The sequence below is a fragment of the Actinokineospora guangxiensis genome (genome assembly GCF_042657845.1).
Lineage (GTDB): Bacteria > Actinomycetota > Actinomycetes > Mycobacteriales > Pseudonocardiaceae > Actinokineospora > Actinokineospora guangxiensis.
Genome location: NZ_JBHSKF010000003.1, coordinates 158,627 through 184,215 on the forward strand (window position 1 = coordinate 158,627; position 25,589 = coordinate 184,215).

General features: G+C 74.1%; 27 protein-coding genes and 1 riboswitch. Of the genes, 11 read left to right on the forward strand and 16 right to left on the reverse strand.

Features of this window, described 5'->3' with window-relative positions; all coding sequences use genetic code 11:
- The first annotated feature begins 13 nt into the window (after positions 1-13).
- The gene (locus ACFPM7_RS07600; protein WP_378245342.1) at positions 14-694 is read left to right on the forward strand and encodes a DUF3159 domain-containing protein; all 681 of its coding nucleotides are present in this window, start codon (positions 14-16) and stop codon (positions 692-694) included.
- Between the two features lies 1 nt (position 695).
- On the opposite strand, the gene ACFPM7_RS07605 is transcribed toward ACFPM7_RS07600, so the two are convergent.
- The 3 genes from ACFPM7_RS07605 to ACFPM7_RS07615 all read right to left on the reverse strand — a co-directional run bounded on the left by ACFPM7_RS07605 (position 696) and on the right by ACFPM7_RS07615 (position 3,419).
- Positions 696-1,577 (reverse strand): N-acetylglucosamine kinase, encoded by an 882-nt coding sequence (locus tag ACFPM7_RS07605; RefSeq protein WP_378245344.1) that lies wholly within the window; start codon positions 1,575-1,577, stop codon positions 696-698.
- Positions 1,578-1,834: 257 nt separating this feature from the next.
- Positions 1,835-2,317, reverse strand: a complete 483-nt coding sequence (locus ACFPM7_RS07610) for a winged helix-turn-helix transcriptional regulator (RefSeq protein WP_378245346.1) — start codon at positions 2,315-2,317, stop codon at positions 1,835-1,837.
- 64 nt (positions 2,318-2,381) lie between these two features.
- Positions 2,382-3,419: an SIS domain-containing protein gene (locus ACFPM7_RS07615; RefSeq protein WP_378245348.1), complete on the reverse strand. Its 1,038-nt coding sequence runs from the start codon at positions 3,417-3,419 to the stop codon at positions 2,382-2,384.
- Positions 3,420-3,592: 173 nt separating this feature from the next.
- Between ACFPM7_RS07615 and ACFPM7_RS07620 the strand changes: the two genes are divergently transcribed.
- The gene (locus ACFPM7_RS07620) at positions 3,593-4,339 is read left to right on the forward strand and encodes a GntR family transcriptional regulator (RefSeq protein WP_378245350.1); all 747 of its coding nucleotides are present in this window, start codon (positions 3,593-3,595) and stop codon (positions 4,337-4,339) included.
- A gap of 68 nt (positions 4,340-4,407) precedes the next feature.
- A complete protein-coding gene (locus tag ACFPM7_RS07625; protein WP_378246307.1) occupies positions 4,408-5,742 on the forward strand; it encodes an MFS transporter in 1,335 nt (444 codons plus the stop codon).
- Here ACFPM7_RS07625 and ACFPM7_RS07630 read toward each other — a convergent pair.
- Positions 5,720-6,664 carry a threonine ammonia-lyase gene (locus ACFPM7_RS07630; protein ID WP_378245352.1) on the reverse strand — a complete coding sequence of 315 codons (945 nt, stop codon included), beginning with the start codon at positions 6,662-6,664 and terminating at the stop codon, positions 5,720-5,722. The genes ACFPM7_RS07625 and ACFPM7_RS07630 overlap by 23 nt on opposite strands.
- A 1-nt stretch (position 6,665) precedes the next feature.
- Complete coding sequence (thiE, locus tag ACFPM7_RS07635; protein WP_378245354.1) at positions 6,666-7,319, reverse strand: thiamine phosphate synthase; 654 nt, start codon at positions 7,317-7,319, stop codon at positions 6,666-6,668.
- A 21-nt stretch (positions 7,320-7,340) separates the two neighbouring features.
- A riboswitch (TPP riboswitch) is annotated at positions 7,341-7,447 on the forward strand.
- Between thiE and thiO the strand changes: the two genes are divergently transcribed.
- The 4 genes from thiO to ACFPM7_RS07655 all read left to right on the forward strand — a co-directional run bounded on the left by thiO (position 7,442) and on the right by ACFPM7_RS07655 (position 10,016).
- Positions 7,442-8,503, forward strand: a complete 1,062-nt coding sequence (thiO, locus tag ACFPM7_RS07640; protein ID WP_378245355.1) for a glycine oxidase ThiO — start codon at positions 7,442-7,444, stop codon at positions 8,501-8,503. It overlaps the preceding riboswitch by 6 nt.
- Positions 8,500-8,700 (forward strand): sulfur carrier protein ThiS, encoded by a 201-nt coding sequence (thiS, locus tag ACFPM7_RS07645; RefSeq protein WP_378245357.1) that lies wholly within the window; start codon positions 8,500-8,502, stop codon positions 8,698-8,700. Before thiO ends, thiS begins: the two co-directional genes overlap by 4 nt.
- 2 nt (positions 8,701-8,702) lie before the next feature.
- On the forward strand, positions 8,703-9,458 hold the full coding sequence (gene thiG, locus ACFPM7_RS07650; protein ID WP_378245359.1) for a thiazole synthase: 756 nt from the start codon (positions 8,703-8,705) through the stop codon (positions 9,456-9,458).
- A 120-nt stretch (positions 9,459-9,578) separates the two neighbouring features.
- On the forward strand, positions 9,579-10,016 hold the full coding sequence (locus ACFPM7_RS07655; protein ID WP_465251836.1) for a MarR family winged helix-turn-helix transcriptional regulator: 438 nt from the start codon (positions 9,579-9,581) through the stop codon (positions 10,014-10,016).
- Here ACFPM7_RS07655 and ACFPM7_RS07660 read toward each other — a convergent pair.
- From ACFPM7_RS07660 to thiC, 3 genes are read right to left on the reverse strand one after another with little or no spacing between them, the layout of a single operon-like run.
- Positions 9,982-10,809, reverse strand: a complete 828-nt coding sequence (locus ACFPM7_RS07660; RefSeq protein ID WP_378245363.1) for an ion transporter — start codon at positions 10,807-10,809, stop codon at positions 9,982-9,984. The two genes, ACFPM7_RS07655 and ACFPM7_RS07660, sit on opposite strands and share 35 nt — an antisense overlap.
- 10 nt (positions 10,810-10,819) lie before the next feature.
- Positions 10,820-11,641 (reverse strand): bifunctional hydroxymethylpyrimidine kinase/phosphomethylpyrimidine kinase, encoded by an 822-nt coding sequence (gene thiD, locus ACFPM7_RS07665; RefSeq protein WP_378245365.1) that lies wholly within the window; start codon positions 11,639-11,641, stop codon positions 10,820-10,822.
- A complete protein-coding gene (thiC, locus tag ACFPM7_RS07670; protein ID WP_378245367.1) occupies positions 11,638-13,284 on the reverse strand; it encodes a phosphomethylpyrimidine synthase ThiC in 1,647 nt (548 codons plus the stop codon). The genes thiD and thiC overlap by 4 nt, the downstream gene beginning before the upstream one ends.
- 175 nt (positions 13,285-13,459) lie before the next feature.
- Between thiC and ACFPM7_RS07675 the strand changes: the two genes are divergently transcribed.
- Positions 13,460-14,074, forward strand: coding sequence for a hypothetical protein (locus ACFPM7_RS07675; RefSeq protein ID WP_378245369.1), 615 nt, complete (start codon positions 13,460-13,462; stop codon positions 14,072-14,074).
- Here the strand turns inward: ACFPM7_RS07675 and ACFPM7_RS07680 are convergent.
- From ACFPM7_RS07680 to ACFPM7_RS07695, 4 genes are all read right to left on the reverse strand, one after another.
- The gene (locus tag ACFPM7_RS07680; RefSeq protein WP_378245371.1) at positions 14,071-14,667 is read right to left on the reverse strand and encodes a LysE family translocator; all 597 of its coding nucleotides are present in this window, start codon (positions 14,665-14,667) and stop codon (positions 14,071-14,073) included. The two genes, ACFPM7_RS07675 and ACFPM7_RS07680, sit on opposite strands and share 4 nt — an antisense overlap.
- A gap of 148 nt (positions 14,668-14,815) precedes the next feature.
- The gene (locus ACFPM7_RS07685) at positions 14,816-16,303 is read right to left on the reverse strand and encodes a choice-of-anchor A family protein (RefSeq protein WP_378245373.1); all 1,488 of its coding nucleotides are present in this window, start codon (positions 16,301-16,303) and stop codon (positions 14,816-14,818) included.
- Positions 16,304-16,370: 67 nt separating this feature from the next.
- Entirely contained in the window at positions 16,371-16,982 is a 612-nt protein-coding gene (locus ACFPM7_RS07690; protein WP_378245375.1) for a LytR C-terminal domain-containing protein, read from the reverse strand.
- The gene (locus ACFPM7_RS07695; RefSeq protein WP_378245377.1) at positions 16,979-17,263 is read right to left on the reverse strand and encodes a DUF3263 domain-containing protein; all 285 of its coding nucleotides are present in this window, start codon (positions 17,261-17,263) and stop codon (positions 16,979-16,981) included. Before ACFPM7_RS07695 ends, ACFPM7_RS07690 begins: the two co-directional genes overlap by 4 nt.
- Positions 17,264-17,377: 114 nt before the next feature.
- Between ACFPM7_RS07695 and ACFPM7_RS07700 the strand changes: the two genes are divergently transcribed.
- Positions 17,378-17,950: a peptide deformylase gene (locus ACFPM7_RS07700; protein ID WP_378245379.1), complete on the forward strand. Its 573-nt coding sequence runs from the start codon at positions 17,378-17,380 to the stop codon at positions 17,948-17,950.
- A gap of 134 nt (positions 17,951-18,084) precedes the next feature.
- Here ACFPM7_RS07700 and ACFPM7_RS07705 read toward each other — a convergent pair whose 3' ends face one another.
- From ACFPM7_RS07705 to ACFPM7_RS07720, 4 genes are all read right to left on the reverse strand, one after another.
- The gene (locus ACFPM7_RS07705) at positions 18,085-20,349 is read right to left on the reverse strand and encodes an AAA family ATPase (protein ID WP_378245381.1); all 2,265 of its coding nucleotides are present in this window, start codon (positions 20,347-20,349) and stop codon (positions 18,085-18,087) included.
- 9 nt (positions 20,350-20,358) lie between these two features.
- Positions 20,359-21,309 (reverse strand): CDP-diacylglycerol--serine O-phosphatidyltransferase, encoded by a 951-nt coding sequence (pssA, locus tag ACFPM7_RS07710; protein ID WP_378245383.1) that lies wholly within the window; start codon positions 21,307-21,309, stop codon positions 20,359-20,361.
- On the reverse strand, positions 21,309-22,013 hold the full coding sequence (locus ACFPM7_RS07715) for a phosphatidylserine decarboxylase (protein ID WP_378245385.1): 705 nt from the start codon (positions 22,011-22,013) through the stop codon (positions 21,309-21,311). Before ACFPM7_RS07715 ends, pssA begins: the two co-directional genes overlap by 1 nt.
- A gap of 223 nt (positions 22,014-22,236) precedes the next feature.
- Positions 22,237-23,436 carry a molybdopterin molybdotransferase MoeA gene (locus ACFPM7_RS07720; protein WP_378245387.1) on the reverse strand — a complete coding sequence of 400 codons (1,200 nt, stop codon included), beginning with the start codon at positions 23,434-23,436 and terminating at the stop codon, positions 22,237-22,239.
- 113 nt (positions 23,437-23,549) lie between these two features.
- Between ACFPM7_RS07720 and ACFPM7_RS07725 the strand changes: the two genes are divergently transcribed.
- Together ACFPM7_RS07725 and ACFPM7_RS07730 are read left to right on the forward strand one after the other, a co-directional pair.
- Positions 23,550-24,164: an AIM24 family protein gene (locus ACFPM7_RS07725; protein ID WP_378245389.1), complete on the forward strand. Its 615-nt coding sequence runs from the start codon at positions 23,550-23,552 to the stop codon at positions 24,162-24,164.
- Positions 24,165-24,182: 18 nt separating this feature from the next.
- Positions 24,183-25,451 (forward strand): serine/threonine-protein kinase, encoded by a 1,269-nt coding sequence (locus ACFPM7_RS07730; RefSeq protein ID WP_378245391.1) that lies wholly within the window; start codon positions 24,183-24,185, stop codon positions 25,449-25,451.
- The last annotated feature ends 138 nt before the right edge of the window (positions 25,452-25,589 follow it).

The window sequence follows — 25,589 nt, forward strand, 5'->3', positions numbered from 1 at the left end:
GCAGGCTGGTGGGGTGACCAGCACGGGTGAATCCGGGAAGGCGGCCCGGCGGGACTCCCTCGCCGACCTCCTCGGGGGCAGGCGCGGCGCCCTGGACGCCACCGCGCCGCCGGTCGCGTTCGGTCTCGTCTGGCTGCTGCCGGGTCACTCGATCGGGTGGGCGGCGGCGGCGGCGTGCGCGGTCGCGCTGGTGATCGCCGGGTGGCGGGTCGCCACCGGGGGCAAGGCGACGGCCGTGCTGGGCAGCCTCGCCGCGGTGGCCGCCGCGGCGCTCGTGGTCCTCTACACCGGACGGGCCGAGGACTTCTTCCTCATCCGTTTGCTGTCCAATGTGGCCAGTGGACTGGCCTGGGCGGTGAGCGTCCTGGTGCGCTGGCCGCTGCTGGGCGTGGTCGTGGGCGCGGTGCTGGGGCAGAAGGCGCGCTGGCGACGCGACCCCGACCTGGTGCGCGCCTACGGGCGGGCCAGCTGGGTGTGGGTGCTCGGCCAGTACACGCTGCGCTCGGCGGTGTTCGCGCTGCTGTGGTGGTCGGGGTCGGTGTGGTGGCTCACGGTGGCGCAGGTCGCGCTGTCCTGGCCGCTGATCGCCGCCGTGCTCGCCGCCAGCGCGGTCGTGCTGCACCGCTCGCTGCCCGCCGACCACCCGGGCATCCGACACCCGCGCGTCGAAGTCTCCGCCACCGGACAGGCCTAGCTCAAGCCCTGGTGACCGCTCGCCCGACCCGCTCGCCGAAGGCGGCGACCGCGGCCAGGCGGGCCGCGCCCAGCACGCCGTTGTCGGCGGTGCGCACGTCGAAGCCGTCCAGCAGCCTGCGCAGCCGGGTGCCGACCGGGGTGCCCGGCCCGGCCACCGACCCGGCGAGCACCACCGGCCCGCCCCGCCACACCTGCCGGGCCAGCCCGGCGAGGCCGGTCGCGGCCCGCTCGGCGATGTCGTCGGCCACCGGGTCGCCCGCGTGCGCGCTGACCAGCGGGGCCAGCTGGGCCAGTGCGATGGGCGGACGGTTGTTGACCACCGTGATCAGCTCGCCGAAAGCGCTTGCGCCCGTGTCGTCCAGCACGGCGCGCACCAGCGGGCCGGTCGCGTCGCCCGCCAGCAGCGCGGCCAACGCCGCCCGCACCGCCTCCCGGCCGAGCCAGAACGCCGAGCCCTCGTCGCCGAGCAGCCACCCGTAGCCGCCCGCGACCGCGGCCCGCCGGTGTCCGGTGATCCGCATCGCGATCGACCCGGTCCCGGCGATCAGCACCACCCCGTCGGCCTCCGCCGCCCCGGAGGCGAACGCCACCTCGGCGTCGGAGACCACCCGCGGGCGCGGCGCGCCCACCCCGGCCAGCGCGGTGGCGTAGCGCTCCATGGCGGCGGGCTCGGCCAGCAGCTTCGACGACCCGGCCATGCCCAGCACGACCCCGGCGCACACCCGCCCGTCCAGCGCGGCCGCCACGGCCGCGGCGACGTTGGAGGCCGCGGCGGCGAGCCCGTTGGAGTTCGGGTTCGCCCCACCCGCGGAGCCGCGACCCACCACGGCCCCGTGAGCGTCCACGGCGACGGCCCTTGTGCTCGACCCTCCGGCGTCCACGCCGACGGCGACCGGACCCGCGCCTGCCCCCGCTGCTCCATTCGGCGTAGCATCGGGGGTGGCCCGCTCCGTCCCACCCCCTCGACGGAGCGGGCTGCCCGCCTCCCCGGCCCTCTCCATGGTGGTCGCGTCGGGTTCGACCAGCCGGTCGACGGGGCGCCCGTGGGTCAGTCGCGGGTCGGTCCCCTTGGGTGCGGATGCGGAGCGGCTCGGCTCTGACCTCGACATCCCCGCAGGGCGTGCGGGCGGGACATCGGTCATGCTCCGGCCAGTCGGGCGCGTTCGTCGGCGGGCATGCCGGGGCCGGGTTCGACGGCGACGGCGCCCGCGGTCAGTTCGCCGCCGCACTCGCCGCAGTTGACCACCGCGGCCGTCGGGTGGCCGCAGGCGCGGTGGCGCAGCACCAGCGGGGCGTCGGGGCCGTCGCCGAGCCAGGCGTCGCCCCAGCGGATGATCGCGGCCAGCACCGGGAAGAAGTCGCGGCCCATGTCGGTCAGCACATACTCGTAGCGGGTCGGGCGCTCCTGGTAGCGCACCCTGGTCAGCAGGCCTGCCCCGGTGAGCCGGTCGAGCCGCTCGGTGAGGGTGTTCCTGGCGATGCCCAGTGCCGCCTGGAACGCGTCGAAGCGTCGGGTGCCGTAGAAGGACTCGCGCAGGACCAGCAGCGTCCACTGGTCGCCCATGAGGTCCATCGTCCGGGCGATGGAACAGGGCCAGCGCGCGAACGACGTCCTCCGCATCGGTCCAGTCTAGGGAGGCCGTGACCTTCCGCACAGCGACCGAACGGCTACCGAACGGCTCCGGCTAGCGGGTGCGGGTCACCTTGCTCAGCCCGCGCGGGGCGTCCGGGTCGCCGCCGCGGGCCAGGGCCAGGCCGTGGGCCAGGCGCTGCAGCGGCAGGATCTCCAGAATCGGCGCGATCTCCTCGGCGGTGGTGGGCAGCCCGATGCGCAGGGTGGCGGGCACGTCGGCGGCGGCGGACCCGGCGGCGATGATGTCGGCGCCGTTGCCCGCGACGACCTCCAGCGCCTCGCGCACGGCGTCGCCGCCGCGTCCGGCGCTGGCCACCGCGACCACGGCGGTGTCCTTGTCGACGGCGGCCACCGGGCCGTGCAGCAGGTCGGCGGCGCTGTAGGCGCGGGCGGGCAGGTAGCTGGTCTCGGCCAGCTTGAGCGCGGCCTCGGCGGCGGTGGCCGAGGAGTAGCCGCGGCCGGTGGTGAGCACCCGGTCGGCGAAGCGCAGCCGGGCGACGGCCTCGTCCACGCCTTCGGCGGCCAGTGCCGCGGCGGCCAGCTCGCCGATGTCGGCGACGGCCTCGGCGGTGCCGCCGCGCACGGCGTCGATGAGCAGGTAGAGCGACAGCAGCGTGGCCGTGTAGGTCTTGGTGGCCGCCACGGCGACCTCGGGCCCGGCGGCCACGTCCACGGCCAGCTCTGCCGCCTCGGCCAGCGGCGAGTCGCCGGTGTTGGTCACCGCGACCGTCAGCGCGCCGCGCGCCTTGGCCGAGCGGGTGGCCTCGACCAGGTCGGGGGAGCCGCCGCTCTGGCTCACCGTCACGTACAGCACGTCGGTGAGGTCGGGCTCGGCGCCGTAGAGGGTGGTGGTCGACGGCGACACCGAGCCCGCCGGAAGGCCCAGGTGGACCTCGGTCAGGTACTTGGCGTAGAGGGCGGCGTGGTCGCTGGTGCCGCGGGCGGCGAACAGCACGAACCGGGGCTTGGCCGCGGCGATCCTGGCCGCGACCTCGGCGAGCGCCGAGCGGTGCTCGACCAGCCCGGCCAGCACGTCGGGCTGGGCGGCGATCTCGGCGCGCATCCGCTCACCGGGGGGCGGGTTGGTCATCCACGGCTCCTCACGCGTTAAGGTCTAGACCAATCATAGCGCGTGGACCGCTCGATCGGCGCGCAGATCGGGGGTGGTTCACAACCGTTCATGCCCGTTCACCGGGGGTGTGATCGCGGAGAGGGGCCTGGACAGGGCATTCTGTATCCGGGAGCGAGACACAGGAGGACACCATGCTGGAGATGTCCGCCGTCGATGGTTCGGTGGCGAGGGGGCAGCGGGAGCCGAAGTACTGGGGGCTGAAGCGGCACCTGCTGGACCTGCTGGGCAGCCTGCCACCGGGCTCGCCCATCCCCACCGAGCGTTCCCTGGCGACGGAGTTCGACGTCTCCCGCACCACCGTCCGGCAGGCGCTGGCCGAGCTGACCGTCGAGGGCAGGCTGCTGCGCGTGCAGGGCAAGGGCACCTTCGCCGCCGAGCCCAAGGTCGCCCAGCGCCTGCAGCTGTCCTCCTACACCGAGGACATGCTCGCCCAGGGCCGCGAGCCGTCCTCCAAGCTCCTCGACGTCTCCGAGATCCCGGCCGAGGCCGAGCTGGCCCGCCTGCTGCGCATCCGCGCGGGCGCCAAGGTGCTGCGCCTGCACCGCCTGCGCCTGGCCGACGGCGAGCCCATGGCCATGGAGACCACCCACCTGCCGCTGGGCCGCTTCCGCGGGCTGCGCCGCTACGTCAGCTCCGGCGGGTCGCTCTACCAGATCCTGCGCGAGCGCTTCGACGTCGAGATGGGCCACGCCGAGGAGACCATCGAGACCGCGCTGGCCGGGCCGCACGAGGCCGAGCTGCTGGGCGCCGACGTCGGCATGCCCATGCTGCTGCTGTCGCGGCACTCCTTCGACGTCGAAGAGCGCCCGTTCGAGTGGGTGCGCTCCACCTACCGCGGCGACCGGTACAAGTTCGTCGCCACGCTGAACCGCCCGTGACCACCGCGGTCCGGTGGGGCACACCGGTCGCCCGCGGCATCCTGACCACGGCCATCCTCGGCTCCGCGATGGCCATGCTCGACGGCTTCGTCGTCAACGTCGCGCTCCCGCGCATCGGCGCCGAGCTGGACGCCTCCGTCGCGAACCTGCAGTGGATCGTCGACGGCTACCTGCTCGCCCTCGCCGCCCTCATCCTCGTCGCCGGGGCGCTCGGCGACCGCTTCGGCAGGCGGCGGGTCTTCCTCGTCGGGGTCGTCTGGTTCGGCGCGGCGTCCGTGCTCTGCGGACTGGCCTGGTCGCCGACCTCGCTCATCGTGGCCCGCGTCCTGCAGGGCGTCGGCGGGGCGCTGCTGACCCCCGGCTCGCTGGCGATCATCCAGGCCACCTTCTCCCACGACGACCGCGCCAGGGCCATCGGCGCGTGGTCGGGCCTGTCCGGCATCGCCGCCGCCGCGGGTCCGCTGGTCGGCGGCCTGCTGGTGCAGGCGTGGTCGTGGCGGCTCGTCTTCCTGATCAACATTCCGATCGCGGTGGTCTGCGTCGTGCTGGCGCTGCGCTGCGTGCCGGAGACCCGCGGCTCGGACACCGCCATCGACGTGCGCGGCTCGGTCATCGGCGCGCTCGGCCTCGCCGGGCTGACCACCTGCCTGGTCGAGGCCCCCGTGCGCGGCGCGGACTGGCTGGTCGTCGGGTCCGGCGTGCTGGGCGTGGTCGCGATGACCGCCTTCGTCGTGCACCTGCGCCGCGACAGCGAGCCGCTGGTGCCGCCGTCGCTGTTCGCCGACCGCACCTTCACCATCTCCAACGCGCTGACGCTGGTCGTCTACGGCGCGCTCGGCGGGGTCACGCTGATGATGGCCCTGCAACTACAGACCTCGCTGGGCTACCCGCCGACCGCCGCCGGAGTCGCGGGCGCCCCGATCACCGTGCTCATGCTGCTGCTGTCCTCGCGCTTCGGCGCGTGGGCCGCGCGGGTCGGGCCGCGCTGGTTCCTGGTCACCGGGCCGCTGCTGGTGGCCACCGGGATGCTGCTGCTCACCAGGGCCGTGCCCGGGGCGTCCTACCTGGGCGGGGTGCTGCCGGGCGTGGTGCTCTTCGGCCTCGGGCTCTCCGTCGTCGTCGCCCCGGTGACCGCGACCGTGCTGGCCGCCGCCCCCGACCGGTACGCGGGCGTGGCCTCGGGGGTCAACAACGCGGTGGCGCGCACCGGCAGCCTGCTGGCCGTCGCCGTGCTGCCTGTGGCGGCCGGGCTCTCCGGCGCGGCCTACGCCGACCCGGTCGCGCTCACCGCGGCGTGGAAGACCACGCTGGTCATCTGCGCGGTGATGGCCGCCCTCGGCGGGCTGATGGCCGTCGGCGTGCGCGGCAACGTCCTGGCCGCTACCGGGCCAGGATCTCGGTGAACACCGCCGGGTCGATGTTGCCGCCGGAGATCACCGCGACCGTCCTGCCCTCGGGCAGGTCGCGGTTGAGGTAGCCGGCGACGGAGACCGCGCCGCTGGGCTCGGCCACCAGGTTCGCCTTCTCGGCCAGCAGCGCCACGGCCGCGCGGATCTCCGCCTCCGACACCGTGACGATGCCGTCCACATAGGCCTGTTGGTGGGCGAAGGTGAGCGGGGACGGCTGGCTGCGCAGGCCGTCGGCGATGGTGCGGTTGCGGTCGGCGACCGACCAGTCGACGAGTTCGCCCGCGGCCAGGCTCGCCGCGGTGTCGGCGGCCAGCTCCGGCTCCACGGCCCACACCTGCGTCTTCGGCGAGCGGTGCTTGATCGCGGTGGCTACCCCGGAGATCAGGCCGCCGCCGCTGACCGGCACCAGCACCACGTCGGCCTCGGGCAGGTCCTCGGCGATCTCCAGGCCGATGGTGCCCTGGCCCGCGATGACGTCCGGGTGGTCGAACGGCGGGATCAGCGCCGCGCCGGTCTCGGCCTGGATCTCGGCGGCCTTCGCCTCGCGCTGCCCGACCTCGCTGAGCACCACATCGGCCCCGTGCGAGCGGGTCGCCTCGATCTTGACCACCGGGGTGTCCTTCGGCACCACGATCCAGGCGCGGATGCCGAACTCGCGGGCGGCGTAGGCCACGGCCTGGGCGTGGTTGCCGCTGGAGTAGGCGACGACGCCGCGGGCGCGCTGCTCGTCGGTCAGCCGGGCGATGGCGTTGTACGCGCCGCGGATCTTGAAGGCGCCGATGGGCTGCAGGTTCTCCGGCTTGAGCCACAGCGGGCTGCGCGGGGCCCACGGGCAGGGGAGCAGCGGGGTGCGCACGGCCGTTCCGGCGACGCGCCCGGCGGCGGCTTCGATGTCGGCGAGGGTGACCAGGTCCACGTCAGCCAGTCTGCCCCAGCGCGGCGCGCAGGTCGCGTGCCGCGGCAGTGGGATCGGTCGCTTCGGTCAGCGCGCGCACGACGACGACGCGCTCCGCGCCCGCCGCGGTGACCTCGCCCATCCTGGCCGCGTCGATGCCGCCGATGGCGAACCACGGACGGTCCTGGCCCAGCGCCGCGGTGGCGCGCACGAGGTCGAGGCCGGGGGCGGGCCTGCCGGGCTTGGTGGGGGTCGGCCAGCAGGGGCCGGTGCAGAAGTAGTCCACGCCCGGCTCGGCCGCGGCGGCGCGGGCCTGGGCGAGGTCGTGGGTGGAGCGGCCGACGGCGATGTCCGCGCCCGCGACCCGGCGGGCCAGCGGCACCGGCAGGTCGTCCTGGCCGAGGTGCAGGATGTCGGCGCCGGAGGCGAGCGCGACGTCGGCGCGGTCGTTGACCGCCAGCAGCGCCCCGTGCTCGGCGCACAGCTGCGCGATGGGCTCCAGCGCGGCCAGTTCCGGCCTGGCCTCCAGGCCCTTCTCCCGCAGCTGCACGATGTCGACGCCGCCGCGCAGCGCGGCGTCGACGAACTCGGCGAGGTCGGGCCGCAGCCCGGTGCACAGGTACAGCCGCGCCGAGGCCAGGCGGGCGCGGATCTGGGCGGCGTCTAGTCCGGGCATGGATCGCACGCTACGGTTGGGGTCTGGTCGCACGGGAGTCCGGGTACGGGCTGAGAGGGAGCTGGCGCGCTCCGACCGTCGAACCTGATCCGGGTCATGCCGGCGCAGGGAGCGTGGGACAAGTGGGACAGCTGGCCGTCGTGGGTGGCGGTGTCATCGGGTTGGCGTGCGCGTGGCGGCTGGCCGCCGCCGGGCACGCCGTGCGGCTCATCGATCCCGAACCCGGCCGGGGCGCGTCGTGGGTGGCGGGCGGCATGCTGGCCCCGGTCACCGAGTCGTGGCCGGGCGAGGAGGCGGCGCTGGAGCTGGGTTCCGCCGCGCTGGAGCGCTGGCCGTCCTTCGCCGAGGAGCTGGGCGTCGGGCTGCTCGGCGCGGGGACGCTGGTGCTGGCGGTGGACCCGGCCGACGCGGCGGTGCTGGCGGCGCTGGCCGGGTACCTGGCCGGGCGTGGGCGCGAGGTCGAGCGGATCAGCGGGCGGGCGGCGCGGCGGCTGGAGCCGTGCCTGGGGCCGCGGGTCCGTTCGGGGCTGTCCGTGCCGGGCGACCTGGCGGTGGACAACCGCGAGCTGATCGGCGCGCTGCTCCGTGCGTGCGCGGCCGGGGGTGTGCGGTTTCTCACAGCGCCGGCGACCGCCGTGCGGCCCGGAGTGGTCGAATTGTCCGACCCTGCCCCGGAAGCGCCGGATAAGTCTACTGTGGAGTGTGACGCGGTGGTCGTCGCGGCCGGGGCCCGCAGCCGGGACCTGCACCCGGCGCTGAGCGGGTTCGTCCGGCCGGTGAAGGGCGAGATCCTGCGCCTGCGCGCCCGCCCGGGGGTCCTGCCCCCGCCCACGCGCACCGTGCGCGCGCTGGTGTCCGGGCGCCCCGTCTACCTCGTGCCACGCGGCGACGGGTCGCTGGTGCTCGGCGCCACCCAGCACGAGGTCGGCTACGACACCGAGGTCACCGCGGGCGGCGTGCGCGACCTGATCGCCGACGCCGAGGTCGTGCTGCCGGGCGTCGGCGAGTACGCGCTGGTCGAGTCCGCCGCCGGGCTGCGCGCGGGCAGCCCGGACAACGTGCCGAAGGTCGGGTGGCTGGAACCGGGCGTCATCGCCGCCACCGGCCACCACCGCAACGGCCTGCTCCTCGCGCCCACCACGGCGGACGCGGTGCTGGAGCTGGTCAGGGAAGGAGTCCGATGAGGATCGCCGTGAACGGGGTCGACCGCGAGGTCGCCGACGGCGCGACGGTGGCGGCGGTGCTGGCCGGGCTCGGGCTGCCGTCGGCCGGGGTCGCCGTCGCCGTCGACGGGGCCGTCGTGCCCAGGGCGGCGCACGCGACGGCCGTGGTGGCGCCGGGTGCGGTGCTGGAAGTGCTGACCGCCGTGCAGGGAGGCTGACCGTGGACGACCCACTCGTCATCGCCGGCCGCGAGTACTCATCGCGGCTGATCACCGGCACCGGCGGCGCGGCCAACCTGGCCGTGCTGGAACGCGCCCTGCTCGCCTCCGGCACCGAGCTGACCACCGTCTCCCTGCGCCGGGTCGACGCCGGGACCGGCACCGGCGTCCTGGACCTGCTGCGCCGCACCGGCATCGACCCGCTGCCCAACACCGCGGGCTGCCGCACCGCAGCCGAGGCCGTCCTCACCGCCCGCCTCGCCCGCGAGGCCCTCGGCACGAACTGGGTGAAACTGGAGGTCGTCGCCGACGACCGCACCCTGCTGCCCGACCCGGTGGAGCTGCTGGAAGCCGCCCACACGTTGGTCGAGGACGGTTTCGTCGTTCTCCCTTACACGAATGACGATCCGGTGTTGGCGCTGCGGCTGGAGGAAGCGGGCTGCGCCGCCGTCATGCCGCTCGGCTCGCCGATCGGCACCGGCCTCGGCATCCGCAACCCGCACAACATCGAGCTGATCGTCGCCCGCGCGGCCGTCCCGGTGATCCTGGACGCGGGCATCGGCACCGCCTCCGACGCGGCCCTGGCCATGGAACTCGGCTGCGCGGCCGTCCTCCTCGCCACCGCCGTCACCCGGGCCGAATCCCCCGAGCGGATGGCCACTGCCATGCGCCACGCCGTGATCGCCGGCCGCCTCGCCCGGTCGGCGGGCCGGATTCCCCAGCGCTTCTGGGCCCAGGCGTCCAGCCCGCCGCGCTGAGGCCGTCCCAACGCCCGGGTGGGCGTTGGGCGGCTGTCCGGATTCGGCGACAATGTCCCGATGAACTCTGGCCCGGTGAACTCTGGCCCGGTGAACTCTGGCCCGGCGGACCCGAACCCGGTGGACCCCGCCGCGCCTGCCCTCGCGGAGACCGACATCGCCGCCCGCCTCTACCTGGCGATCGGGAGGCTCTCGCGCTCGCTGCGGCGCTCCGGCGGCGCCGGGATCGGGCACGGGTCGCTGTCGGCACTGTCCACACTGGTGCATGCCGGGGAGCAGCGGCTCGGAGACCTCGCGGCGAAGGAAGGGGTGGCCGCGCCGACGATGTCGCGGGTCGTGGCCGGGCTGGTGGAGGCCGGATACGTGCTCCGCGAGCCCGATCCGGCCGACCGGCGGGCGTGGCTGGTGCGCGCCACCGAGGACGGGGAGCGGGTCGTCTCGGGGGTGCGGTCGAGCCGGGTGCAGGACCTGGGGCGGCGCCTGGACCGGCTCGGCGAGGACGAGCGGGCGCTGCTGATGGCGGCTATCCCCGTCCTGGAGACGCTTCTTCCCGAGTGACCCCGCGCAGGTCGGCGACCTCGGCGCGCAGGGCCTTCAGCTCGGCCAGGATCGATGCCACGACGACGGTCTCCTCGGCGTCGCGCTGCTCCTCGGCGGCGAACTGCTCGCGGGTGAACTCGGATTCGACGCTGGAGACGATGACGCCGATGAACAGGTTCAGCACCGCGAAGCTGGACACCACGATGTAGACCACGAAGAAGATCCAGGCCAGCGGCTCGGCGGCCATGACGTCCTTGGCGACGTCCATGCCGACCTCGCCGATCATGATCTGGAACAGGGTGAACAGCGAGTGGTCCAGCGAGCCGAACTCCTCGGGCCGCACCGCGCCGAACAGCGTCGTCGCCAGCACGCCCGCCACGTACAGCACGAGGCCGAGCAGCACGATGATCGAGGCCATGCCGGGCAGCGACGACAGCAGCCCGCCGACGACGCGGCGCATCGCCGGGATCGCGGTGAACAGCCGCAGCACCCGCAGCACGCGCAACGACCGCAGCACGGCGAACGGGCCCACCGCCGGGATCAGCGCGATGCCGACGACGACCAGGTCGAACAGGCTCCACGGGTCGCGGAAGAACTCGCGGCCGTGGGCGTAGAGCCGCACGGCGATCTCCGTCACGAAGAAGACCAGCGCGGCCCGGTCGAGCGCCATGAGCAGCTCCCCGTGCTCGGCGGTGACCGAGCGGGACGTCTGCAGGCCCAGGGTGACCGCGTTGAGCACGATCACCCCGATGACGACCTGCTGGAACCGGGGGCGTTCGACGAACGACCGGGCTGCGGAGCGACTGATCACCGCCGGAACATTACTCCATATGGAGGAACGTCTCGGCGTCCGGCAGCCGCCACAGCGGTGAAACCGGCCCGACACCGGCGCCCAGCGGGTAGGCCGCGCGCACCGACTCCACGATGAACGCCTTGCCCAGGCGTGCCGCCTCGGGAACGGTCCTGCCCTTCGCCAGCGCCGAGGTGATCACCGAGGCGAGGGTGTCGCCGCTGCCGTGGGTGTCCTTGACGTCGAACCTCGGCCCGTCCAGCTCGGTGAACTCCGCGCCGTCGAACAGCAGGTCCACACAGGACGGATCGGTCCACAGGTGCCCGCCCTTGACCAGCACCCACTTCGGGCCCATCGCGTGCAGAGCCTCCGCCGCCGCGTATTGCCGGACGCGGTCTGTGACGTCGATCCCGGTGAGCAGCCGGACCTCGTCCAGGTTCGGCGTGACGATCTCCGCGCGCGGGAACAGCAGCGACTTCAGCGCGTCCAGTGCCTCGTCGCGCAGCAGCTGGTCGCCGTGCATCGACGCGGCCACGGGATCGACCACCAGTGGTCCGATGTGGACCTGGTCGAGCGCGTCGGCGATCGCGGCGATGGTCTCGGCGGTGGCCAGCATGCCGGTCTTGGCCGCCTGCACGCCGATGTCGGTGGCGACCGCCCGGATCTGCGCGGCCACCACCTCCGGCGGGATGACGTGGTAGTCGCTGACGCCCACCGAGTTCTGCACCGTCACCGCCGTCACGGCCGTCATGCCGTGCACCCCGCACGCGAAGAACGTGCGCAGGTCGGCCTGCAGCCCGGCGCCGCCGCCGGAATCCGACCCGGCGATGGTGAGCACGCGCGGTGGGGTCACGGCACGATCGGCAGGTAGACCTTGCCGCCCTGCTCGCCGAACTCGGTGGACTTGGCCGCCATGCCCGCCTCGATCGCCTCGGCGGAGTCCAGGCCGTGCTCCTCGGCGTAGCGCCGCACGTCCTGGGTGATCTTCATCGAGCAGAACTTCGGCCCGCACATCGAGCAGAAGTGCGCGGTCTTGGCCGGTTCGGCGGGCAGTGTCTCGTCGTGGAAGGAGCGCGCGGTGTCCGGGTCCAGCGCCAGGTTGAACTGGTCGGTCCAGCGGAACTCGAAGCGCGCCTTGGACAGCGCGTCGTCGCGCTCCTGGGCGCGCGGGTGCCCCTTGGCGAGGTCGGCGCTGTGCGCGGCGATCTTGTAGGTGATGACGCCGGTCTTGACGTCATCGCGGTTGGGCAGGCCCAGGTGCTCCTTCGGCGTCACGTAGCAGAGCATCGCCGTGCCCAGCCAGCCGATCTGCGCGGCGCCGATGGCCGAGGTGATGTGGTCGTAGCCGGGCGCGATGTCCGTCGCGAGTGGACCGAGGGTGTAGAACGGCGCCTCGCCGCACAGCTCCTCCTCCAGCCGCACGTTCTCGGCGATCTTGTGCATCGGCACGTGGCCGGGCCCCTCGATCATCACCTGCACGTCCTTGGCGCGGGCGATGTGGGTCAGCTCGCCCAGCGTGCGCAGCTCGGCGAACTGGGCGGCGTCGTTGGCGTCGGCGATGGAGCCGGGGCGCAGGCCGTCGCCGAGGGAGAAGGTGACGTCGTAGGCGCGCAGGATGTCGCACAGCTCCTCGAAGTGCGTGTAGAGGAACGACTCCCGGTGGTGCGCCAGGCACCACGCCGCCATGATCGACCCGCCGCGCGAGACGATCCCGGTGACCCGCTTGGCCGTCAGCGGCACGTAGCGCAGCAGCACGCCCGCGTGCACGGTCATGTAGTCCACGCCCTGCTCGCACTGTTCGAGCACGGTGTCGCGGTAGACCTCCCAGCTCAGCTTCGCCGGGTCGCCGCCGACCTTCTCCAGCGCCTGGTAGATCGGCACGGTGCCGACCGGCACCGGGGAGTTGCGCATGATCCACTCGCGGGTCTCGTGGATGCGCTTGCCGGTGGACAGGTCCATGATCGTGTCCGCGCCCCAGCGGGTCGCCCACACCATCTTCTCGACCTCCTCCTCGATGGAGGAGGTCACCGCCGAGTTGCCGATGTTGGCGTTGATCTTGACGAGGAACTTCTTGCCGATGATGGCGGGCTCGACCTCGGGATGCCTGCGGTTGACCGGGATCACGGCCCGGCCGATGGCCACCTCGTGGCGCACGAGCTCCGCCTCGACGCCCTCGCGCGCGGCGACGAAGCGCATCTCGTCGGTGATCACGCCCGCCTTGGCGTAGGCCAGCTGCGTCACCGCGCCGCCGACGGGCTCGCGCGCGGCGATCCAGGGCGCGCGCAGCTTCGGGAGTCCGGAGTGGACGTCGACGGCGGCGGTGTCGTCGGTGTAGGGGCCCGAGGTGTCGTAGAGGTCGACGTGCTCGCCGTTGGTCAGCTCGACCCGGCGGACGGGGACGCGCAGGCCGTCCGCGTCGAGATAGCGCTTGTGGGAGCCTTCGATCGGTCCCGTGGTGACGGCAGGGCGCACGGAACGGTCGTCGAGAGCGGTCACGGTATTCCTTCCTACGCCGGCATTACCCGGTCAGGTTCAACGGTCGGCGGCACCGTTTCCGGCCGCCCTCTCAGCCCGCCATGGCGCGAGCTCCCGCGGTGAGGTGTTTCTCTACCGGAACTCGACCCTAGTTCGCGGGGGCGTGGCTGCCAAGTGAGCATTAGGGTTGTCGACCATGGTGCGTCCGTACCCGCCCGGAGCGCGTCTCCTGGCCCGACCCGAGGTGGTGCGCGCGTGCGCGTCCTGCGGCGACCCGCTGGGGCGCGGCTACCCGGGCTGCACGACCTGCGCGGACACCGTCGACGCCTACTGGCGCGCCGACTGGGACGCCCTGCGCGGCGACGACGACGAGCGCGAGCTCGCCGCCGCCGTGCTCGCCGAGGTCGCCGGCGTCTACCCGTGGACGTGCACCGACTGGGCGCTGCGCCTGGTCCCCTGCCCGGCCTGCCGGGTGGAGCTGGCCACCGGCGACGCGGGCTGCCTCACCTGCTCGCGCGCCGACCAGGCCCGCTGGGCCTGGGACCACGGCGGCATGCCCAAGGCGATGACGGCCAACGAACACGCCCTGCGGATGGCCGTCGCGATCCTGCGCGCGAGCACCCGCAGGCGCTCGACGGTGGTGTCGTTCTGGCGCCTCGTCCTGCCGTTCCTGCTGGTCGGCGACACCTTCACCACCGCGCAGGCGCGCCGGATCAAGACCCTGCTGCTCGCCGGGCGCTACGACGAACTGGCCGAGGCGCGCGGCTACGCCGAGATGACCGCCCTGCCCGACCTGCCCTGGCGCGGCTAACCCGCCACCGCCAACCGCACCCCGAGCCCGACCAGCGCGACCCCGGAGACCCGCTCCAGCACCACCCGCACACGGGGCCGCCCGAGCACGTCCGCCAGCGTGGCGAGCAGGGCGAGGACCAGCAGGTACCAGATCGTGTCGACGACCACCCACGCGACGGCGAGCAGCACCAGCACCCACCGCCCGGCGCCGGGGGAGACGAACTGCGGCAGGAAGGACACCGCGAACACGGCGAGCTTCGGGTTGACCAGGTTGACCAGCAGCCCCGACCGAAACCCCCCGCCGCGCGGCGCCCCCGCCTTCGGCCCACTCCGACCGACGAGCGCCTTGACCCCGAACCCGATCAGCACGACCACCCCGGCGACCCGCAGCACCTGGTAGCCGACCTCGGAGGCGACCAGCACCACGGAGAGCCCGAGCGCGGCCGCCACCGCCCACACCGCGACCCCGACCTCCAACCCCGCCACCGTGGCCACCGCCGCCCTGCGACCCCCGCGCGCGGACTGTCGCAGCAGCGTCGCCGTCCCGGCTCCCGGCACCATGGCCAGGGTGAACGAGGCGATGAGGAACGCCACGACGCTGGAACCGGTCATGCCGGGATGGTGCCTGCGGGGGAGGGGGCGGTAAACCGAGTTTGCCAGTCGGGGGTGGGGTGCCTGGGGGGAGGTCGGGGCGCCCGGGGCAACGTTCACGGCTGATCGGGCGACGGGCCGGGCAGGTTCCTGGCGGGGGCAGGGCCGGTCAGGTGTTCCTGCGACGCACCATGAGGAGGAGGGCGGTGCCTGCGGTGAGGAGAAGGGCGCCCGCCGCGACGGCGGGGCCGACGTTCGGGCCGGTGTCGGGCAGGTCTGGCGACGGGCCTGGGCCGGGTGTGTCCGTGGTGGTGGGGCCGGTCGGCCAGGTGGGGCCGGTGGGTGTAGTGGAAGTCGGTGTGGTGGTGCTGGTGTCCGTTGTGGACGAGGTCGGGTCGGTGGTGGTTGTGGGCTCGGTCGTTGTGGTGACTTCGGTGGTGGTCGTAGTAGGCCCGGTCGTGGTCGTGGTCGTGGTCGTGGTCGTGGTCGTGGTCGTGGTCGTGGTCGTGGTCTGGTCGGTGGTAGTTGTCGGGTCTGTGGTCGTTGTTTGGTCTGTGGTGGTGGATGTCGGGGTGGTGGTGGTGACTGTGGTGGTGCTGGTGGGGGTGGGGGCGCAGTCGGGAAGGTCGCCGTTGAAGGGGTAGGCGTGGATTTCGGTGCCGGTGCTGGTGGTGTTGCCGGGGGAGGTGTGGGTCAGGTCGCCGGTGGTGAAGAAGCGGCCGTTGACGCCGGGCATGTCGACGGTGGTGGTGCTCGTGGGGTTGCCGACGAGGATGCTGCCCTGGAATTGGGCGCCGCCGGTGAAGGTGGCTGTGGTGGCGTCGGGGAGGTTCCAGAGGAGGCGGTCGCGCAGGCGGTTGAAGGGGTGGGTGTCGTCGAAGGAGCCCGCGGTGGTGTTGATGATCGGTGTGGGGCCGAGGACGTTGACCAGCACTGTCGCGCCGTCGGGGATTCCGGTGAAGACGATGTCCTGGGCGCCGCCGGAGGCGTTGCGCATCGGGAAGTCGACGGTGAAGACCTGGAGGGGGCTGGTGCCGTCGCCGGTGAAGAGGGTCTGGTAGCCCTGGTTGACGGCCGTGCCGGTCGGGGTGCGCGGGTCGGCGCCGTCGGGGCGGGCGTAGCACTGGCTGGCGGTGGTCAACTGGGCGCGCAGGCCCGCGTACGGGGTGGCGGCGTCCTCGTCCTGGACGACGGTGCCGTCGATGGTGCCGCTCGCCGGGCCCGCGTGCCGGACGACGCCGCCCGCGGAGTCGCCGACGGCGTCGAGCACCTGGCCGCCCGCGACGGTCACGCCGCCGCCGGTGGTGAGGAAGTCGGCGCCGTCCGGGGGCGGGACGCGGGAGCCGACGCCCGCGACGCCGATGTTGTAGCGGTTGGAGCCGCCCGCGGCCTTGTTCTGGTCGAAGGACCCGAGCACGACCACCCGGCCTTCGGCCTCCGCCGCGCTGCCGCGCACGCGCATGTCGCCGCCGACGAAGGTGTTCACCGCGTTGTCGCGGCCCGCGAACCCGCCATTGCCGACCGGCGGGAACGGGTCGGGGCAGTCGCCGGGGACGCAGGGGCCGAGGCCGCCCGGCAGGGGCGCGGCCACCGCGAGCCCGACCGCGACCACCGCGGCCGCGATCCCGGCGCCGAGCGCCGCGAAACCCACGCGCATGAGCCCTCCGACCAGTCACTACTCTGTTAGGAGTAGGAATCTAGTCTGGATGGGGTATCCGCGCGCGTCAGCCCTTGTCGTTGGGGGTGCCGGACCAGTCCTTGGTCACTATCACGATGACACCCGGGCTGGCGTCGGCGATGCCGTCGAAGCGCGGCTCGACGCGCAGGTCGAACTGCTTGCCGAGGGCCCTGGCCGCGGCCTCCTCGCCGGTGCCGGGGCGGAAGTACACAGTGGTCTCGTACAGGCGGCCCTGGTGGTTGCCGACCTCGACCACCTCCCAGCCCGCGGCCTCAAGGTCGGCCTTCGCCTTGTCCGCCAGGCCCTTGACGGTGCTGTTGTTGTAGACCCGCACCGGCTCGTCCTGAGAGGACGGTGCGCCGCCGCCGGGGGTGGTGGGCTTGGCGGTGGGCTCGCTGGTGGTGGTCGCCGGGGCCTCGGTGGTCGTGGTGGTCGTGGTGGTGGGCGGGGCGGTCGTCGTCGGCGCCTGGGCGCTGGTCGTGGTGTCCGCGGGGGGCGCGGTGGCGGTGGTGGTGGCCGCGGGCGGGGTGGTCTGGCCCGCCTGGCTGTCGCCGTCGCCGCCGATGAGGGTGACCACGCCGAGCACCGTGGCGACCGCGGCCACGCCGAGCAGCGCCAGGCCCGCGATCCGGGCGGGCCGCATCGGTTCGGTCGTCATCGGGGCTCCAATCCCAGCCGTCGGGCGCCGCGGGCGCGGGCCCTGCTCGCCCGGAGCCTGCGCAGGCGCTTGACCAGCATCGGGTCGGCGGCGAGGGCTTCGGGGGTGTCGATGAGGGCGTTGAGCAGCTGGTAGTAGCGCGTGCTGGACATGTCGAACAGCTCGCGGACGGCCTGGTCCTTGGCCCCCGCCGCCTTCCACCACTGGCGCTCGAAGGCGAGGAAGGCTCGGTCCCGTTCGGTGAGTCCGGCGGGCTCGTCTGGCACTTCGGCGGCGTCCATTCGCTCCTCGCGGCAACTGCTCTTGCGCGTGCGGCCATTACACCACGTGATGGCCCGTGGAGATCGTCATGTCCCTCGGCGAGTCCCCGACTTCTGCTTCTCTACCCTGCGGGTATGACAGTTCACCCGATCCGCATCGCGGGCGATCCGGTCCTGCACAACCCGACGAAGCCGGTGGACACCTTCGACGCCGCCCTCAAGGCGCTCATCGATGACATGTTCGAGACCATGGCCGCCGCCCGCGGCGTCGGCCTCGCGGCGAACCAGATCGGCGTCGACCTGCGGGTGTTCGTCTACGACTGCCCGGACGACGAGGGCGTCCGCCATGTCGGCCACGTGGTCAACCCGTCCCTGACCACCGGCGCGATCCCGCAGAACATGCCCGACCCGGACGAGGACATGGAGGGCTGCCTCAGCGCGCCCGGCGAGGCGTTCCCGACGGGGCGCGCGGCGTGGGCGAAGGTGAGCGGGCAGGACTCCGACGGCAACGCGATCGAGGTCGAGGGGACGGGGTTCTTCGCCCGGTGCCTGCAGCACGAGACCGATCATCTGGATGGGTACCTGTACCTGGATCGGTTGATCGGGCGGAACTCGCGGGATGCGAAGAGGATGTTGAAGGCTAATCGGTGGGGGGTGCCGGGGCTGTCCTGGGACCCGGCCACCAGTGCGGATCCGTTCGGCGACTGAGGCATTAAGGCACTGAGGCATTAGGCACTGAGGCACTGAGGCACGTATCCCCGACCCCCGCCGCCAGGTTGTCGGTGCGGCAGTGGGGGTGCGGCTGGAGTTTCGGGGGTGTGGACAAGTCCGGGGCCGAGTGCTCAGTCGCGATTGGCGTAGGCCTCCAGGGCCGCCAGCTGGGCCGGGTCCAGGGACGGGCGGACGCGCTCGCGGGCGGATTCCAGGTGGGCGGCGGTGACCACGGAGGCCTCCAGGGATTCGCGCATGGCCGTGAGGGCGGCCTCGCGGATCAGGGCGGCGCAGTCGGCGGCGGAGTAGCCCTCCAGGGCAGCGGCGTAGGCGGCCAGGTCCACGTCGTCGGCCAGCGGGGTGTTGCGGGCGGTGGCGGTCAGGATGGCGGTCCTGGCCTCGGTGTCCGGCGGGGGGACGTAGATCAGGCGCTCCAGGCGGCCGGGGCGCAGGAGGGCAGGGTCGACCAGTTCGGGGCGGTTGGTGGCGCCGACGACCACGACGTCGCGGAGGGGCTCCACGCCGTCGAGTTCGGTGAGCAGGGCGGCGACGACCCGGTCGGCGACGCCGGAGTCCGACGACTGGCCGCGGCGGGGGGCCAGGGCGTCGATCTCGTCCAGGAAGACCAGGGCGGGGGCGGCGTCGGCGGCGCGGCGGAAGAGGTCGCGGACGGCGCGTTCGGACTCGCCCACCCACTTGTCCATCAGTTCGGCGCCCTTGACGGCGAACACGTTGAGCTGGCCGGTGCCCGCCAGCGCGCGCACCAGGAACGTCTTGCCGCCGCCGGGCGGGCCGTAGAGCAGCACGCCGCGGGGCGGGGCGACGCCGAGGCGGGCGAAGGAGTCCGGGTAGCGCAGCGGCCACAGCACCGCCTCGGTGAGGGCCTGCTTGGTCTCGACCATGTCGCCGACGTCCTCCAGCGCGATGCCGCCGGTGTTCAGGCTGGAGGACATCGACGTCGGCCGCACCGACTGGGCCGCGCCCAGCAGGTCTGCCTGGACGACCTTGGGGTCCTCGGCGTCGCGGTCGCGCAGGGCGGCGCGGATGGCGGCCTCGCGGCGCACGGCGATCAGGTCGGCGGCGACGAAGCCGGGGGTGCGCTCGGCCAGCGCGCCGAAGTCCACATCAGACTCCACCGGGACGTCCCGGAACAGCACGCGCATCAGCTCGGTGCGCCCGCGCGCGTCCGGCAGCGGCAGGGACAGCTCGCGGTCGATGAGGTCGGGGCCGCGCAGGCGCCGGTCGACGCCCTCCGGGTGCGCGGTGGTCGCCACCAGGGCCAGGCCGGGGTGCTCGACCGCCGCGCGCAGCGCCTCCAGCACCACCGGGGCGACCGGCGGCGGATCGGCGGCGGGCAGCAGCGCGTCGACGTCGGTGATCAGCAGCACCGACGGGCTCGCCGCCGTCGCCGCATCGATCGCCGAGCGAACCCTGGCCGCGGCCGCGTTCGGCTCCAGCACCGCCACCGTCGGGGCGGTCAGCTCCACGACCTCGGCGTCGGCGGCGTCGGCCACCGACCGCACCAGCGACGACTTGCCGACGCCCTCCGGCCCGGTGACCAGCACGCCCAGCCGGGCCGCCGCGCCGAGGCGCCGCAGCAGCTCGGGGCGGGTGAAGGCCAGCTCCAGCCACTCGCCGAGCGTGCGCGCGGCCTCCCGCGAGCCGACCAGGTCCGTCAGCGGGATCGGCGTCTCGGCCGTCGGGGTGTCGGGCACGACCTCGGCGTCGAGGACGTCGTCAAGCACGTCACCGAGCACGTCACCGTGGGCCGGGGTCTCGCGCCGCAGCAGCGCGGGCCCGCCGACGGCGACCGCCGCGCGCTCGCCCGTCCTGGCCCCGTCGCGCCACCCGACGACGGTCGACGGGTGCACGGTGACCGCGCCCGCCGGCTCGGTCGCGGTGATCGTCAGCAGCTCGTTGGTCCAGGTCGTGCCGATGGCCCGGGCCAGCTTGCCGCGCACCGCCGTCAGGTCGGCTCCCGGCGGCGGCGCGAGGTCCTGGGGCAGCAGCGACACCGCGTCGCCCACGGTCAGGACCTTGCCCACCAGCGCCAGGCGCACCGTCTCCGGTGGCAGCGACGTGCCCGCCAGCCGCGACCCGGCGACGGTCACCGACTTCGCCGGGAGCACGTCGGCGGGGGTGACGACGACCTCGCCGCCCTCGGCCACGCCGATGTTGGAGATGGTGATGTCGTCGAGCAGCACGACCCCGGTCGGAGTGTCCACACCGGCCTCGGCGGCCAGCGCGGCGCTGATCCGCGCGCCGGTCAGCCGCACGCCGTCCCACGGCCGCAGCCCGAGGGCGTCCAGGACCTCCGGGTGCAGCCGGACGACGCCGCGCCTGCTGTCGAGTGCGGACGGGGACAGCCGGACCGTCAGGGTGATCTGTGCGCTCACCCGTCCAGGCTATTGGTCCGAGGGCCGGTGCGTCCGACGGATGCCGGTGCGCCGCCACGAGCGGCGCACCGGGGTGCGGGTCTCGGGCAGCCGGTCGCCGCGCCTGCCGACCGCGCGCCGGGCCGCGCCGGAGACCCGGGCGAGGCCGGGCGGGCGCAGGCCCAGGCGCCTGCCGTGGGCGCGGCGGATGGCGCGGCGCTCGCGCGGCGGCACGTCCCACGCCTCGGGGTGCCCGGCCAGCCAGTGCTTGCGCCGGACCGCGTACGGGATGTGCAGCAGGTAGAGCACCAGCACGACCGACAGCGCGATCCACGGGTAGGTGATCACCGCGGCGGCCAGCAGCCCGACGCCGACCAGCAGCGGGGCCACGGCGCGCGCGGGCACCCTGGTCGTCTTCACCGACAGCGTCGGGATGCGGCTGATCAGCAGGATCGACACCGCGACCGTCCACACGCTCACGACCGCCTCGGACTGCCACCACTGGTCGGTGCCGCCGACCTGGATGGCCAGGATCAGCGGCAGCAGCACCAGCAGGCCGCCCGCGGGCGCGGGCACCCCGACGAAGAACTCCTTGGCGTACGGGGGCTGCTCGGTGTCGTCCAGCAGGGTGTTGAACCTGGCCAGGCGCAGGATCATGCACACGGCGAAGATCAGCGCGACGACCCAGCCGAAGCGGTCGTAGGTCTCGAACTTCCAGATGTAGAGCACCAGCGCGGGCGCGACGCCGAAGGAGATCGCGTCGGCCAGGGAGTCCAGCTCGGCGCCCATCTTGCTGGTGGCGTCGAGCAGCCGGGCGATGCGGCCGTCGAGGCTGTCGAGGACGGCGGCCACGGCGATGGCCGTGATGGCGGCGGCGGGCTGGTTGTTCAGCGCGAAGTGCACCGCCGAGAGGCCCGCGCACACCGCCAGGACGGTGATGGCGTTCGGCAGCAGCCGCACGCCGGGCCCGGCCGGGGCCATCAGCGCGCCAGTTCGGCGAGCACGGTCTCGCCGCCGACCGTGCGCTGGCCCGGCTCGACCAGCACGCGGCTGCCCAGCGGGACATAGAGGTCGACGCGGGAGCCGAAGCGGATCAGGCCGTAGGTCTGGCCGGCCAGCACCTTCTCCCCGTCGGCGACCGAGCAGATGATGCGGCGCGCGATCAGCCCGGCGATCTGCACGACGGCGAGGTCGTGGCCGTCGTCGGAGCGCACGTGCACGCTGACGCGCTCGTTGACCTCGCTGGCCTCGTCCAAGTCGGCCGAGAGGAACTGGCCGGGCACGTGCACCGCGCGCACGACCTGGCCGGTGGCCGGGGCGCGCTGGACGTGCACGTCGAAGACGGACAGGAACACGCTGATCCGCAGCATCGGGTCGCTGCCCAGGCCCAGCTCGGCGGGCGGGGCGGCCTCGACGACGTGCGAGACGGCGCCGTCGGCCGGGGCCACGGCGATGCCGGGGCGCTTGGGCGTGACGCGCACCGGCTCGCGGAAGAACCAGGCCAGCCAGCCGGTGAGCAGACCGACGACGACGCCCAGCTTGCGGGACTTGGCGCGGATCAGCAGCGTCGCGAGCGCGCCGCCCGCGACGAACGGCCTGCCCGCGGGGTGCAAGGGCGGGACGACGCTCTTGGCCAGCGCGACGGCGTGGGACAGAGCGGAGGTCTTCTCAGGTGCGGCGCTCATCGGCTGGCTGGTCCCCGTTGGTCTTGAGCGAGCGGGTGGTCCGGGCCTGATTTGTCCGGGCCCGAGATGCCATCCACGGTACGCGGGGAGGGCCCGGGCAACGCGTGCGCCCCCGACGTCGCACGCGGTGCCCGGACGACACCGCCGATTCTACGCTCGGCGAACGACCACGCCGCGGCCGCCGACCACGATGTGCGACGACAGCCCCGCTGACCTGCGGCGATCAGTCGAGGAGGATCAGCTCCACGAGGTCGCCGCCCGCCACGTCGGCCACCCCGACGGGCAGCACGATCAGGCAGTTGGACTCGGCGAAGGACGCCAGCAGGTGCGAGCCGGGCCCGCCGACGGGCACCACCTCCACCACGCCCTCGTCGTGGCGGCCCCGCCGGTACTGCTCCTTGCCCTCGGGCGAGGACAGCGGCTCGACGGTCCTGGCGGTCGCGCGCGGGCGGTCCAGGCGGGTGTGCCCCATGGCAGCCAGCAGCGCGGGCCGGGCGAACAGCTCGAAGGACAGCGCCGCGCTCACCGGGTTGCCCGGCAGCGCCACCACCGGCAGCTCCGCGCCGCCGGGCAGCGCCACCCGGCCCGATCCCTGCGGCCCGCCCGGCTGCACGGCCACCCTGAGGAACTCGACACCGCGGTCGGCCAGCGCGTCCTTGACCACCTCGTAGGCGCCCGCGCTCACCCCGCCGGAGGTGATCAGCAGGTCGGCTCCGTCCAGCCCGGCCAGCGTCGCCAGGAACGCCTCGACGTCGTCGCTGACCGCGCGCAGCACGCTCGCCTCGCCGCCGATCTCGCGGACCGCGGCGGCGAGCAGGACGCTGTTGGACTCGTAGATGCGCCCCGGCGCCAGCGGCTCGCCCGGCGGCGTCAGCTCGGTTCCGGTGGAGAGCACCACGACGCGGGGCGCGCGGCGCACGGGCAGCTCGGCCAGCCCGACCGCGGCGGCCAGGCCGAGCTGGGCGGACCGCAGCGGGGTTCCGGCACGCAGCACGACGGTGCCCGCGACGACGTCCTCACCGGTGCGGCGCACGTGCCTGCCGGGCTCGACGGTGGCGCGGATGACGACGGTCCCCTCCGTGCCGCCGTCGGTCAGCTCGACCTGCACGACGGCGTCCGCCCCCGGCGGCATGGGCGCGCCGGTCATGATCCGGTGCGCGGTGCCGGGGGCCAGCGGGGCGACGTCGGTGCGCCCGGCCGGGATGTCGTCGGCGACCGGCAGCACCGTCTCCTCGCCCGCCAGGTCGGCGGCGCGCACCGCGTAGCCGTCCATCGCCGAGTTGTCGAACGGGGGCAGCGACACCCCGGCCACCACGTCCTCGGCCAGCACCAGGCCCGCGCACCGGTCCAGGGGCAGCCGCACGACCGGCATCGGCGGGACCAGTCCGGCCACCCGCTCGCGGTACTGCTCGGCGCTCAGCACGCCGCGCTCCAACACAGGCTGATCTCCCGGCTCCTCGTCACCCGGCCATCTTGCCCCCGTGCGAGACTCCACCGCGCATCCGGCTCGGGGGAGCCGGGGGAGGAGAGGAGCCCGTGCAGGTCCGCACCCGGCACACGCCGACGTTCGCGGTCGCGCGCCTGGTCCTCGCCCCGGGGGAGACCGTCCAGGCCGACTACGACTCGATGATCTCCACCAGCTACGGCGTGCTCATCGATTCCGGCCGCGGCCGGGGGCGCTCGCGGCCGGCGGTGTTCACCGCGCCCGCCGAGGGCGGCTGGGTGGACGTCGCGCCGCAGCTGCCCGGCGACGCGCACGTGCTGGAGTTCGACGGCACCTCCGGCTGGTGCGTGGCCCGCGGCGCCCGCCTCGCCCTGCCCGCCACGCTGCGCGCCGACCCGGGCTGGGCGCGTTTCCACCCGCTCTTCGGCGCCGAGCACGGCTTCCTTGAGCACGTCTCCGGCGTCGGGGTGACCGTGCTGGCCTGCTGCGGCGCGCTCGACACCGTGGCCCTGGAGCCCGGCGAAGCGATCACCGTCGACCCCGCGCACCTGCTCGCCTACACCGACACCACCCAGGTCCGGCTGCGCGCGGTCGACCCGGCCGGACCGCAGTCGCTGCGCACCGGCGCGGGTCTGCTGCTCGACCTGGCCGGACCGGGCCGGGTGCTGGTGCAAACCCGCAGGCCGCGCCCGGCGGCCGGGGCCTGAGCCGTTACGCTGCCGGACGTGTCGGAGGATCTCACCGGGCGACGCCTCGGCCATTACCGGATCGACGGCGTGCTCGGCAAGGGCGGCATGAGCGTCATGTACCGGGCCACCGACGTCCGGCTCGGCCGCAAGGTGGCGCTGAAGGTCATCGCCGAGCACCTGACCGCCGACCCGGAGTTCCGCGAGCGCTTCGTCGACGAGGCCCGCAACACCTCGGCCATCGACCACGCGAATGTGGTCCCGCTCTACGACTTCGGCGAGGTCGACGGCCTGCTCTACATCGCCATGCGGCTGGTCGACGGCTCCGACATGGCCAGCCTGATCTCCGACGGCCCGCTCTCCCCGCAGCGCACGCTCGCCCTGCTCGCCCAGGTCGCCGAGGCGCTGGACAACCTGCACGACCGCGGTCTCGTGCACCTGGACGTCAAGCCGGCGAACGTGCTGGTCACCGCGCGCGAGTCCACCCAAGAGCACGTCTACGTCGCCGACTTCGGCCTGACCCGCCGCGGCGCGACCGGCCACCGCACCCGCGGCGGCGACTTCCTCGGCTCGCCCACCTACGCCGCCCCCGAGCACCTGCGCGGCGAGCCCGTCGACGGCCGCACCGACGCCTACTCGCTGGCCTGCGTGATCTTCGCCTGCCTCACCGGCAGGCCGCCGTTCACCGGCCAGGTGCCCGAGGTCATCCAGGGCCACCTGCACCGCGACGTGCCCGCCGTCACCGACCAGGTCGTGCTGCCCCCGGGCATCGACGAGGTGATCCGCAGGGGCATGGCCAAGACCCCCGGCGGGCGCTACGGCAACTGCCGCGAGCTGGTCGCCGCCGCCCGCCACGCCCTCGGCGCCGCCGCCCAGTCCACCGTGCCGCCCGGCCGCCGCCCGGCGGGTCCACGCCCGCCGCAGCCCCCGCCGCCGGTGCGCCACCAGCCGCAGGCCCACCAGCAGCCGCCGCACCAGCCGCCCCGGCCGCCCGCGCCGGCGGACCCGGTGCGGCTGCGCCCGCCCGCGGCGATCGGCGCGTCGGCCTTCCGCGAGGAGAAGTCCGGCACCCGCTGGGTCGCTCCCGCCGTGGTGGGCGCGGTGGCCATCGCGATCATCGTCGCGGTGGTGCTCATCCTCACCTCGCAGAGCGATCCCGGCCCGGGCCCCGGGCCGACGACCAACCCGTCGATCCCGGTCGGCCCGCAGGGCAGCGGGGTGACGGCGACGACGACCGCGCCGCGGCCCACCCTGCCGACCGGCGCGACCCTGCCGTCGATCCCCATCGTCACCACCACGGCCGGCTGACATTCGCTTGCACTCGCCGCCCCAGAGTGCTAAACACGACATTGGCACTCGGGCTCATCGAGTGCCAATGAGGTCGGGACGGTGAGGCTCGCGCGATGAGCGGGCCGTCCGTCGCGGGCACCGAGCCTGGCCACTCGT

Coding starts and splice junctions, on each gene's coding strand:
- ACFPM7_RS07715 (WP_378245385.1), bottom strand. CDS start 22,013: ATGAGCGCCGCACCTGAGAAGACCTCCGCTCTGTCCCACGCCGTCGCG.
- ACFPM7_RS07690 (WP_378245375.1), bottom strand. CDS start 16,982: ATGACGACCGAACCGATGCGGCCCGCCCGGATCGCGGGCCTGGCGCTG.
- ACFPM7_RS07680 (WP_378245371.1), bottom strand. CDS start 14,667: ATGACCGGTTCCAGCGTCGTGGCGTTCCTCATCGCCTCGTTCACCCTG.
- ACFPM7_RS07615 (WP_378245348.1), bottom strand. CDS start 3,419: ATGACCAACCCGCCCCCCGGTGAGCGGATGCGCGCCGAGATCGCCGCC.
- ACFPM7_RS07625 (WP_378246307.1), top strand. CDS start 4,408: ATGGCCATGCTCGACGGCTTCGTCGTCAACGTCGCGCTCCCGCGCATC.
- ACFPM7_RS07620 (WP_378245350.1), top strand. CDS start 3,593: ATGCTGGAGATGTCCGCCGTCGATGGTTCGGTGGCGAGGGGGCAGCGG.
- pssA (WP_378245383.1), bottom strand. CDS start 21,309: ATGGCCCCGGCCGGGCCCGGCGTGCGGCTGCTGCCGAACGCCATCACC.
- ACFPM7_RS07700 (WP_378245379.1), top strand. CDS start 17,378: ATGACAGTTCACCCGATCCGCATCGCGGGCGATCCGGTCCTGCACAAC.
- ACFPM7_RS07695 (WP_378245377.1), bottom strand. CDS start 17,263: ATGGACGCCGCCGAAGTGCCAGACGAGCCCGCCGGACTCACCGAACGG.
- thiE (WP_378245354.1), bottom strand. CDS start 7,319: ATGCCCGGACTAGACGCCGCCCAGATCCGCGCCCGCCTGGCCTCGGCG.
- ACFPM7_RS07685 (WP_378245373.1), bottom strand. CDS start 16,303: ATGCGCGTGGGTTTCGCGGCGCTCGGCGCCGGGATCGCGGCCGCGGTG.
- ACFPM7_RS07675 (WP_378245369.1), top strand. CDS start 13,460: ATGGTGCGTCCGTACCCGCCCGGAGCGCGTCTCCTGGCCCGACCCGAG.
- thiS (WP_378245357.1), top strand. CDS start 8,500: ATGAGGATCGCCGTGAACGGGGTCGACCGCGAGGTCGCCGACGGCGCG.
- ACFPM7_RS07610 (WP_378245346.1), bottom strand. CDS start 2,317: ATGCGGAGGACGTCGTTCGCGCGCTGGCCCTGTTCCATCGCCCGGACG.